Origin of the sequence: Actinomadura pelletieri DSM 43383 (assembly GCF_003634705.1) — a bacterium.
GTDB lineage: Bacteria > Actinomycetota > Actinomycetes > Streptosporangiales > Streptosporangiaceae > Spirillospora > Spirillospora pelletieri.
The window spans coordinates 582,167-593,124 of the sequence record NZ_RBWU01000007.1; the positions used below are offsets into that span (position 1 = coordinate 582,167).

The following is a 10,958-nucleotide window of genomic DNA, read 5'->3' on the forward strand; positions in this document are numbered from 1 at the left end:
CCGCCGACTTCAGGGCCGCCGGTCCGGCCTGCCGGATCCGGCGGCTCGGCGGAGCTGGTGCCCGGCCTGCTGGACGACCTGGACCGGCCGCTCGGGCAGGTGCCGGGACGCGCCGCGGTGCCGCCGCCAGTGCTCGCGGGCCCGCGCCCGGTGCTCGACGCGCAGGTTCTCGATGAGGCGGTCGACGTCCATCGACACCTCCCCGTACAGCGGCCACAGGTCACCGGCGGCGGCCCGCTCGTGCAGTCTGCGGGCCAGCCGGGCGCGGCGCTCCCGGGCGACGTCCACGCGGACCTCCAGGTCGTGTTCGGCGAGGAACGGCCGGGCGTCGCGGGCCAGGTCGGAGCGGGCCAGCCTGCCGTAGGCGGCGATGCTGGCGGCGATTCCGGCGAGGGCGTCGCCCAGCTCGCGGCGCAGCGTCGGATCGGTCAGCAGCCGTCCCTTCTCCCCGAGCCGCTCGTCGTCGGCGAGCGACCGGGTGAGGCCGCGCAGCGACAGCGTGAAGTGCTCCATCGTCTCCATCGCGTTGCGCAGCGCGACGCCCGCGTCGATGAGCCGCCGCGCCTGCGTGCGCGGGTTGAGCCGGACGCTCTCCTCGGCCGCGCCGAGTTCCCGGTCGGTGCGGCCGATCTCGCGGGCGAGCCGCTCGGCCGCCTCCTGCCAGCGGGCCGCCTCGTGCTCGGTGCGCTCGCCCCGCAGCCCGTCGGCGATGTCCTCGATCAGCGCGCGCAGCCTCTCGGCGATGTCGTGGACGGCCTCCTCCGCCGGACGGACCCGCACCGACGGCGCGAGCAGCGTCGCGACCAGCCCGGTCGCGGCGCCGAGCAGCGTCTCCAGGATCCGCTCGGCGGCGCCGCTCTCGCTCGCCGCGCCCAACGCGAAGATCAGCATCGCGCTGATCGGCGCCTCCAGGACGTGTTCGCGCAGGCGTAGGACATGTCCGATGACGAGCGCGGCGAGGATCGTCAGGCCGAGCGTCCACCAGGAGAACCCGATGGTGCTCGCGGCCATCACCGCGACCAGCACCCCGGCGGTGACGGCGACGACCCGCAGGATGCTCGCCCTGATCGTCTGGTACACGGAGAACTGGACGACGAGCAGCGCGGTCAGCGGCGCCAGCAGCGGCCTCGGTACGCCGTCCGGCAGCACGGCCAGGGCCAGCAGGTACGCCGCGACGGCGGTGAGCGTCAGCCGGGCGATGCGGTCGGCGTCGGCCCAGAACTCGCGGTTGCCGAGCGGGACGGCGAGGCGCAGCGGCGAGCGCGCGGTGTCGTCGCCCCGGCGCGGCCGGGCGGTCCGGCGGCGGAAGGACACGAATGGCATCCCGGTGTCATGCCCGTCCCCCGGCAATGTTTCGGCAAAGGCCGGATTTGCGGTGCAGATCACCCTCGGCGGCGGGCGCGGAAGGCGGCGACGTTCGTCCGGTTCGCGCACGGCTCGGAGCAGAAGCGGCGCCGCCCGGCCCGTGAGGTGTCGGCGTACACGCGGTCGCAGCCGTCCGCCGCGCACACGCCCGTCCGGCTGAGCCCGTGCTCGACGATCAGTTCGGCGAGTTTCATCAGCGTGGTCGCGCGGAACCGGTCCGGGAGCCGGGACGACGGCGGCGCGTAGTGCATGTGCAGCCCGTGCGGCTCGTGGTCGGACAGGTGCGGATGCATCGGGATCTGCAACATGAGGCCGTTCAGCAGGGCCATCGCGTCCTCGACGCGGGCGGCGTGGAAGAACGGGCGCAGCGTCCGCCCCCAGCGCCGGAACTCCTCGGCGTCGGCGTCCCGGAACTCCTCCCAGAAGAACTCGTGCTCGCGCAGGATCCGGCGCAGCGCGTCCGCCGAGTCGTCGCCGCCGATGACGGCGTTGACCAGCGCCGCCGCCGCGGCCACCCCGTGGCTCTTGTATCCGGTGATCCGCATCGCCGTGCCCTCCGGTGGCATGCCACCCATGTAAATGTCATACTAGTTAGAACCATTACATACTTCGATGGGGACGCGGTGCAGGACTGTCCAGGCTGCGGCTGGCCCGATTCCGAGGTGTACGAGGTGCTCTCGCGCCATCTGACGTCGGAGGGCGTGGTGACGTACACGCGCTGCGCCTGCGGGGAGACACAGGTCCGCGTGCAGCCGTTCGAGCCCGGCACCGTCGTGGCCGCCCGGCGTGGTGACGCCCCTCCATCGGACGCGTCCTAGTGGCGCCAGCGGGTGGCGGCGGCCACCTGCTCGGGCGTCGCGCCGTCCAGCAGCGCGATCTCGCCGCGCCGCACGGCCGCCACGGTGTCGATCACGGCCTCGCCGAGCGCGTCCCGCAGGACGGTGTCCGCCTCGAACGCCGCGACGGCCTCCGGCAGCGACTCCGGCAGCCGCTCGATGCCCCGGGCGGCGCGCTCCTCGTCCGGCAGCCCCGCCGGGTCGACGCCGACCGGTTCCGGCAGCCGCAGCTCGGTGCCGAGCCCGTCCCGTCCGGCGGCCAGCAGCGCAGCCAGCACCAGATAAGGGTTCGCGGCGGCGTCGAGACACTTGACCTCCAGGTTCGCCGCGTCGGTCCGCTCGCCCTCCGCGCCGGTGACGAACCGCAGCGCCGCCTCCCGATTCTCCCGTCCCCAGCACGCGAACGCGCCCGACCAGTGCGACGGGACCAATCGCAGGTAGCTCGCCACCGACGGCGCCCCGATCGCCAGCAACGCCGGAAGTCGCCGCAGGATCCCCGCCGCGAACGCCTCCCCGGCGGCCGTCATCCCGCACGGGCCGTCACCGCCCGCCATCACGTTCACCGGGCCGGACGTCCCGCCCTGCCGCCACAGGCTCAGATGGACGTGCGCGCCGTTGCCGACCGAGTCGGCCTCGACCTTCGGGGAGAACGTCGCGGCCAGGCCGTGCTCCATCGACACCGCCCGGATCGTCTCCCTGACCAGGACGGCGGTGTCCGCCGCGCCGACCGGGTCCTCGGCCACCACCGACACCTCGTACTGCCCGGCCGCGTACTCGGGGTGGAGCTGCGCGACCGTCACGCCGGTCGCCTTCAGCGCCGACAGGAGGTCGCGGAGATAGCCGGCCAGTTCGGTGACCCGCGTCATCCCGTACGCGGGCCCGCGGCACGCCGGCACGAACGCGTCACCGTCGCCCTTCGGCCCGTCCTTCAGCGACACGGCCCACTCGATCTCGAAGGCGGCCCTGACGGACCAGCCGCCGTCGGCCAGCCGTTCCGTCTCGCGACGCAGCAGCGCCCGCGCGTCGAGGGGGTGGACGGTGCCGTCCTGCGCGTACCGCAGCGCGGGCGCCTGCGCCCACCCGGGCAGCGCCGCCATCGGACGCAGCCGGCTCAGGTCCGGGTGCAGCCGCAGGTCCGAGGACGGGCCGCCGATGTACTTCCCCGACGTGATCGAGTCGTCCAGCAGGAACACGTCGAAGACCGGGGACATCCCGACGCCCCAGGTCGCCGCGTGCTCCAGCCGCTCCACCGGGACCGTCTTGGTCCGCGTGATGCCGCTGACGTCCACCCAGGTCAGCGCGACGGCCACGATGTCCTGCCCGGCCAGCCTCCGCGCCGTCTCGGCCGCGCGGGCACCGAGCCGCGCGCGAAGGTGCCCGTCGAGCCGATGCTCGGCGAAGTCGGTCTCGGCGATCTGTTCCACGATGCTCGCTCCGATCGGAGTGACGGCGGCGTGACGGGACGACTACGGGGGACGCCCCCTACGGCATCGTAGAGAGATGAGCCACTGTTCAGGGAGGAGACGGGCCGTGCTCGCGTACATGGAGTCGCTGCCGCTGGTCGACCACCACTGTCACGGCGTCCTCGACCGGGACCTGGACCGCGCCGCGTTCGAGGAACTGCTCACCGAGGCGGACGCACCGGGCCCGACCACCCTGTTCGACACCCAGGTCGGGTTCGCGGTGCGGCGCTGGTGCCCGCCCGTCCTGGACCTGGACGCCCACGCCGAACCGGACGCCTACCTCGCCCGCCGCGCCGAACTCGGCGCGGCCGAGGTGAACCGGCGCTTCCTGGACGCGGCCGGGTTGGCGGCGCTGTGCGTGGACACCGGATACACCCCGGAGGCGATCCTCGACCCGCCCGACCTCGGGCGCCTCGCCGGCGCCGCCGCGCACGAGATCGTCCGGCTGGAGACCGTCGCCGAACAGGTCGCGGCCGACGGGGTCGCCGCCGCGCGGTTCGCGGACGAGGTCCGTACCCGCGTCCAGAATCACGGCGCCGTCGGCGCGAAGTCGATCGCCGCGTACCGGGCGGGGCTGGAGCTGTCGGGCGAACGGCCGTCCGACGCGGAGGTCACGGCGGCGGCCGGCCGGCTGATGAGCGACCCGAAACCCCGGGTCTGCGACGAGGTCCTGCACCGTTTCCTCGTGTGGTGCGCGGTCGACGCCGGGCTGCCCGTCCAGTTCCATGTCGGGCTCGGCGACGTGGACACCGACCTGCGGCGCGGCGACCCGCTGCTGCTCATCGACCTGCTGCGCGCCATGGATCCCGTGCCCGCGATGCTGCTGCACAACTACCCGTTCCACCGGAACGCGGGCTACCTCGCCCAGGTCCTCCCGCACGTGCACGTCGACGTCGGCCTCGCCACCCACAACCTCGGGCACCGCGCGCCCGCGCTGATCGCCGAGATGCTGGAACTCGCGCCGTTCGGGAAGGTGCTTTACTCGTCCGACGCGTTCGGACTGGCCGAACTGTACTTTCTGGGCGCCCTGCTCTTCCGGCGCGGTCTCGCCGGGTTCCTCGCCGGAGGGGTGGACGACGGCGCCTGGACGGCCGGAGACGCCGAACGCGTCGCGGGACTGATCGCGTCCGGCAACGCCCGGCGTGTCTACGGAATCTGAGGGGGATGCGCATGGCCGCACGGGAACGGCTGCTCGTCATCGGAGGGGACGCCGCGGGAATGAGCGCGGCGTCCCAGGCCCGCCGCCGACGCGGCCCGGACGACCTGGAGATCCTCGTCGTCGAACGCGGCCACCACGTGTCCTACTCCGCGTGCGGCATCCCGTACCACGTCGGCGGGGTGGTGGACGACGCCGACAGCCTCATCGCCCGTACCCCCGCCGAGTTCCGCGACCGTGACATCGAGGTGCGGCTGCGCACCGAGGCCATGGAGATCGACGTGTCCGGCGGGCGGGTCCGGGTCCGTGACCATGAGGACGGCACCGAGCGTTGGGAGCCCTACGACGACCTCATGGTCGCGACCGGCGCGGTCCCCGCGCGACCGCGGCTGCCCGGAGCGGACGCGGAGGGCGTCCACGGCGTCCAGATCCTCGACGACGGGATCGCGATCCGCCGCGTCCTCGACCGGGAGGCGCCGCGCCGCGCGGTCGTCGTGGGCGGCGGCTACATCGGCCTGGAGATGGCGGAGGCGCTCGTGCGGCGGGGGCTGGAGGTGTCCCTCGTGGACGCCGCCGACCAGCCGATGCGCACCCTCGACCCCGACATGGGCGCCCTCGTCGCCGACGCGCTGCGCGGCGTCGGCGTGGAGCTGCATCTCGGGGAGCCGGTCGAGGGCTTCGACACCTCCGCCGGCGGACGGGTCACCGCCGTCCGCACGGCGGGCCGCACCCTGCCCGCCGACCTCGTCGTCCTCGGGCTCGGCGTGCGACCGGGCTCCGACCTGGCCCGCGCCGCCGGGATCGAGACCGGTCCGACGGGCGGGATCGTCACCGACCGGCGGATGCGGACCCGCACCGAACGGGTCTGGGCGGCGGGCGACTGCGTCGAGACCCGCCACCTCGTCTCCGGTGGACCCGTCGCGATCGCCCTCGGCACGCACGCCAACAAGCAGGGCCGCGTCGCCGGGATCAACCTCGGCGGCGGCTACGCCACGTTCCCCGGCGTCGTCGGCACCGCCGTGTCCAAGATCTGCCGGGTGGAGGTCGCGCGGACCGGCCTGAACGAGCGCGAGGCGGCCGCCGCCGGGTTCGACGCGCTCAGCGTCGTGGTGGAGTCCACCACCCGCGCCGGGTACTACCCGGGCGCCACCCCGATGCGGACGAAGCTGATCGCCGAGCGCCGCTCGGGACGGCTGCTCGGCGGGCAGATCGTCGGCGAGGAGAACGCCGCCAAACGCGTCGACGCGCTCGCCGTCGCGTTGTGGAACGGCATGACGGTCGAGGAGATGACCGGCCTGGACCTCGGCTACGCGCCGCCGTTCGCGCCCGTCTGGGACCCGGTTCTGATCGCCGCCCGCAAGGCCGCCGAGGCCGTCGAGCGCGACATGTCCGAGGCTTAGAATTCTGTCGTTGATCTCCCATACCGTGTCGGCCCATGAGCACACGGGGCGGGACCGCCGAGGACACCTGGGAGATGCCGGACACGTGGCTGCGCGCCCTCCATCCGCGCCGCGACCGTCCGGGGCCCTGGCGGCGTCCGCGGAGCGACGCGTCCGCCGCCGAAACGGTGCGGGACATCATCGACCGCACCGCCGCGACGGTCGAGAACGTGCTGGCGCAGCCGGACACACCGCCGTCGCTCACCGAGCACGGGCGCGCCTACCTGAAGGGAGAGGCGACCCCTCTCGGCGCGGCGGTCGTCGCGGGCATCGTGGTGAACGCGCGGGGCCTGGCCGCGTTCGGCGGGACGGACCCGTTCCGGGACGCGTGGGTGACCGAGCACGGGCTGCCGTTCGCCGCGTGCGCGTACGCGCAGCTAAGCCTGATCACGGTGGGCCACTACTACGTCCACTCCACGGGCGGATGGGTCGGCGTCAAGGACCGCGGGCCTGACGACCATCTCGACGTCTGGTGGGCGGAGAAGGACGTCGCCCGCCACCTGCGCGCCCTCCTCGCCGCCGCGGACGACGACGTGTACGACGAGGCGGTCGCCGGTCTGGAGGAATGCCGCCGGACGCCCTTGCAGAAGATGGTCGTCTCCTATCTCGTGCCGACCCGGCGGGACTGGGCGGACGAGGTCTGCTCGCTCGCGCCCGACCTGCCCGTCTCGTGCGACAAGCGGCGCTGGATGCTGTTCTGCTCCCTCGGCGCCCCCGATCAGCTCGCCCGGCTCTCACCGGTCCTCGACCGGGGGGAACTCACCGGCGGCATCGTCCCGACACTGGTGGACGGCATCGGCGCGGCGGGCGCGGTGCCGGCACTGACGTCGGCGCTGGACGCCGACCATCTCGGCGCCGACCGCGATCGGGCGGCGCTGGGCTTCCTGGGGAACCTGGACTGCGACGAGGCGTTCCAGGCCCTCGTCGACCGGGCCGACCGTCCCCACGTCACGGCCGCGCTGGGCGTCGCCGCCCAGCGCTTCCCGGCACGGGCGCTGCGGCTGCTGGCCCGCCGGGCGGGGACGCCCGCCGTGGCGGAGTCGCTGCGGGCCCATGTCCGCGCCCACCCCGCACTCGTGGCGGAGATGCTCCCCGGGCTCCCGGAGGAGTCGCGGACGGCGATCGAGGCGCTCCGCGACTCCACCGCCCCGGCGCCGGAGGCGCCGCCCGGCACGCTGCCGCCCCTGCTCACCGCGCCGCCGTGGACCCGCCCCCGGACCAAGACCAAGCCCGTCGTCATCAAGGACCTCCTCCCTCCCGGCCTGCGCACCATCGCCTGGAAACCGGGAGAACGCGACGCGTGGAACACCGAACATCCCCATCTGTGGACCCGGATCGAACGCATGGACTGGCCGACCCGGGTGGCCGAGTTCAAGAAGGGCGAACCGGCTGCCGAGGACATCGCGTATCTCTTCGCGAAAGGCCCCGAAGACCTGGTCCGCCCCCTCCTCGCGGACTGGGAGCCGTCCGTCTTCTGGGCCGTGGACGTGTGGATGCCGGCCGTCGTCTCCCGGTTCGAGCTGGACGCCCTGAACGCCGTCCTCTCGGTCGCGCGCCGTCGTCCCGCCGAAGCCGGTGCGTTGCTCCTTCCGTATCTGGCCGACGAGGTCGCCGTGCTGATGGCGGACTGGCTCGTCCGGCTCAAGCAGGTGGGCCGGACCGCCCGGGCCTGGTTCCGGCGACACGGCCCGGCGGCCGTGCCCGCCCTGCTGCCCGCCGCGCTCGGCCCGTCCGGGAGGGAACGGCGTGCCGCCGAGGCGGCGCTCCGGCTCATCGCCGCCGACCACGGCTCCGCCGCGGTCGTGGCGGCGGCCCGCGCCCACGACGCCGGGGCGGCCGAGGCGGTCGAGACGTTCCTCTCCGCCGGGCTGCTGGAGGCCCTGCCCGCGAAGACGCCGGTGCTCGGCCACTGGGCGGACGTGCGGCCGCTCCCGCAGATCCTGCTCCGCGACCGTACCCACGCCCTCCCGCCCGCCTCGGCGGAGCACGTGCTGACGATGCTCGCGCTGTGCAAACCCGGCGAGCCCTACGCCGGCGTGGACGTCGTCCGCGAACTGTGCGACCCCGAGTCCCTCGCCGAGTTCGGCCGGGCCGTGTTCACCCGGTGGGACGCGGCCGGCGCGCCGTCCAAGGAGAGCTGGGCGCTGACTCAGCTCGGCCTCACCGGCGACGACGAGACCGTCCGCCTCCTCGCGTCGCGCATCCGCGCGTGGCCGGGCGAGCGCGGCAGCGCCAAGGCCGCGGCCGGCCTGGACGTCCTCGCCTCCATCGGCACCGACGCCGCGCTCACGCACCTCCACGACATCGCGCGAGGCGTGCGGTTCGAGAGCCTCAGGACCAGGGCGCAGGAGAAGATCGAGGAGGTCGCGGGCGCGTTGGACCTGACCACCGACCAGCTCGCCGACCGCCTCATCCCGGACTTCGGCCTGGCCGCCGACGGAACCCTCACGCTCGACTACGGTCCGCGCCGCTTCACCGTCGGCTTCGACGAACGGCTGCAGCCCTACGTCACCGACCAGGACGGCAGACGCCGCAAGACCCTCCCCAAACCCGGCGCCAAGGACGATCCCGACCTCGCCCCCGCCGCCCACACGGCCTTCGCCGCGCTGAAGAAGGACGTCCGGACCGTCGCCGCCGACCAGATCCACCGCCTGGAGGACCGTATGGTCATGCGGCACCGCTGGTCCGCGCACGAGTTCCGGGAGCTGCTCGTCGGGCATCCGCTCGTCCGGCACCTGGTCCGCCGCCTCGTCTGGCTCGCCGACGACGGGACGACCACGACCGCGTTCCGCGTCGCCGAGGACGGCACGTTCGCCGACGTGCACGACGACGATCTCGCCCTCACCACCGCGTCCGTCAGGATCGCCCACCCCGTCGAACTGGGCGACTCGCTGGCCTCCTGGTCCGAGGTGTTCGACGACTACGAGATCCTCCAGCCGTTCCCGCAGCTCCTCCGTCCCGTCCGCCACCTGACGGACGAAGACCGCGCGGGCGACCGACTGACCCGCTTCGAGAACCTCACGATCCCGGTCGAGAGATTCCTCGCGTTCACCGCGCAGGGCTGGCAACACGGCCGTTCGGAGAGGAGCAACTTCGCGAACTGGTTCCACCGCCGCGTCACGCCCGATTACTTCCTGGTCATCAACGTGGACCCGGGCGTCTTCATCGCCGCCCCGAACATGGACCCCACCCTGACACTCCGAATGGTCGCACTGACAAAGCGACCCGAACAGATCTGGCTGGGCGAGGACCCCACCGCCACCTTCGCCGACCTCGACCCGGTCACCGCATCCGAGATCCTCAACGACCTCGTGGCACTCTCCTAGGCGAAGCGGTTGCTCGGCACCGGTCCGGGGGAGCGGGCCGCGTCGCGGGGGCCGGTGAGCCAGCGTCCGGCGACCGTGCGGACGAACCGGGCGACGGTCTCGTCAAGGTCGGGGGGCGCGCCGTCGCCGGTCTCCTCGTCCGGCTCGGGGTCGGACCGGACGATCTCGTCGGCGAGTTCCTCCTCGGGGCGCCCGTCCGGCGGGATGGTCTCGGCCCGCTCGTCGGACGTCATTCGCAGCCGTTCGCCCCACGGCGCCACCACGACCTGGTGGAGCAGCCCGGTGACGTCGGCGGCGATGCCCGGCGGGTCCGTCCAGGAGGTCGCGCGTTCGAAGAGGATCTGCCCGGCGGCGCGCTGCCACAGGCCGCGCGCGGCGGCCTCGTCCAGGTCGGACTCGTTGAGGTCGTACGCCACCACCAGGGTGTCGCGGCGGTCGGGGGCGAACGGTTCCGCGGGCAGCTCGAACAGCCGCGCCGCCGCGAGTCCCAGGATCCGGCTCGACCGGTCGGGCAGCAGGCCCACCGACGTCGGTCGCCGTTCCGCCGCGTCCAGGATCAGTCGCAGGCGGTCCAGCGCCCGCCTGCACATCGCGAAGCTGTCGGACGAGTACGCGTACCGCCCCGTCATCCCCGCGTCGTACCCGTAGGGCGAGATGGTGGCGAGCAGACCGCCGGAAAGGACGAAGTGCCAGCCCCGCAGGTCCTTGGTGTCCAGGGGGCCGGCGGTCCGCGCCGCCTGCGCCCTGTCGAGCATCCGTCCCAGCCGGTCGAAGACGGGCGCCCAGTCGGTGTCGTCCGGCGCGGGCAGCACCTCCGCCTCCCGTTCCGCCCGGGCGACGTCCCCGGCCATCAGCGCGTTGTAGGCGAGCAGGTACCGGCCGGGCCACGGGTCGAGCGACGCCACATGCGGTTCCAGGACGGTGACGGCCTCGGCGTGCCGGTTCTCCCGCTCCAGGGCCGACACCAGCTCCATCACCAGCGCGGGCTCCTCGGGCAGGATCTCCAGCGCGCGCCGCAGCGCCGGGATCGCCAGAAAGGGCACGCCGCGTTCGATGCAGGCGTACCCGAAGTCGTAGAGCTCCTGCGGCCCGCGCGCGCGGACCATCGCCGCGGCCGCCTCCCGCATGTCGTCGAACCCGGACCGGGCGGCCGCGCCCTCCATCAGCTCCGCGACCTCGGCCAGGTCCATGTCGTCGGCGTTGAACCGCAGATGCCGGATCAGTCCGGCGATGTCCCCGCTGTCCAGAAGTGCTCGCGCCTCACTCATGATCGGCAACCGTACCGCCCACGCCGCTCCGATATCACGACATTTGCCACGTACGGTGAAGAGCTGGACATCCACCCGAACTGTCGGCGCCCTCCTCTACCGTGG

General features: G+C 73.6%; 8 protein-coding genes. 4 read left to right on the plus strand and 4 right to left on the minus strand.

The annotated features are described in order from the left end of the window. Positions 1-9 precede the first annotated feature (9 nt). The gene (locus tag BZB76_RS30850) at positions 10-1,323 is read right to left on the minus strand and encodes an aromatic acid exporter family protein (RefSeq protein WP_121437920.1); all 1,314 of its coding nucleotides are present in this window, start codon (positions 1,321-1,323) and stop codon (positions 10-12) included. Between the two features lie 59 nt (positions 1,324-1,382). Beyond that, positions 1,383-1,940: a CGNR zinc finger domain-containing protein gene (locus BZB76_RS36175; protein ID WP_246007320.1), complete on the minus strand. Its 558-nt coding sequence runs from the start codon at positions 1,938-1,940 to the stop codon at positions 1,383-1,385. 96 nt (positions 1,941-2,036) lie between these two features. On the opposite strand from BZB76_RS36175, the gene BZB76_RS30860 reads away from it, so the two are divergent. Next, positions 2,037-2,183 carry a hypothetical protein gene (locus BZB76_RS30860; protein WP_170180796.1) on the plus strand — a complete coding sequence of 49 codons (147 nt, stop codon included), beginning with the start codon at positions 2,037-2,039 and terminating at the stop codon, positions 2,181-2,183. On the opposite strand, the gene BZB76_RS30865 is transcribed toward BZB76_RS30860, so the two are convergent. Continuing rightward, the gene (locus BZB76_RS30865; RefSeq protein ID WP_211343261.1) at positions 2,180-3,625 is read right to left on the minus strand and encodes a glutamine synthetase family protein; all 1,446 of its coding nucleotides are present in this window, start codon (positions 3,623-3,625) and stop codon (positions 2,180-2,182) included. The two genes, BZB76_RS30860 and BZB76_RS30865, sit on opposite strands and share 4 nt — an antisense overlap. A 106-nt stretch (positions 3,626-3,731) precedes the next feature. Between BZB76_RS30865 and BZB76_RS30870 the strand changes: the two genes are divergently transcribed. The 3 genes from BZB76_RS30870 to BZB76_RS30880 are packed head-to-tail and all read left to right on the plus strand — an operon-like array spanning position 3,732 to position 9,585. Then, on the plus strand, positions 3,732-4,823 hold the full coding sequence (locus BZB76_RS30870) for an amidohydrolase family protein (protein ID WP_246007321.1): 1,092 nt from the start codon (positions 3,732-3,734) through the stop codon (positions 4,821-4,823). An 11-nt stretch (positions 4,824-4,834) separates the two neighbouring features. Further along, on the plus strand, positions 4,835-6,220 hold the full coding sequence (locus BZB76_RS30875) for an FAD-dependent oxidoreductase (protein ID WP_211343263.1): 1,386 nt from the start codon (positions 4,835-4,837) through the stop codon (positions 6,218-6,220). A 35-nt stretch (positions 6,221-6,255) separates the two neighbouring features. Next, positions 6,256-9,585 carry a DUF4132 domain-containing protein gene (locus tag BZB76_RS30880; RefSeq protein WP_121437923.1) on the plus strand — a complete coding sequence of 1,110 codons (3,330 nt, stop codon included), beginning with the start codon at positions 6,256-6,258 and terminating at the stop codon, positions 9,583-9,585. On the opposite strand, the gene BZB76_RS30885 is transcribed toward BZB76_RS30880, so the two are convergent. Next, positions 9,582-10,853: a tetratricopeptide repeat protein gene (locus BZB76_RS30885; RefSeq protein WP_121437924.1), complete on the minus strand. Its 1,272-nt coding sequence runs from the start codon at positions 10,851-10,853 to the stop codon at positions 9,582-9,584. The genes BZB76_RS30880 and BZB76_RS30885 overlap by 4 nt on opposite strands. Positions 10,854-10,958: the final 105 nt, after the last annotated feature.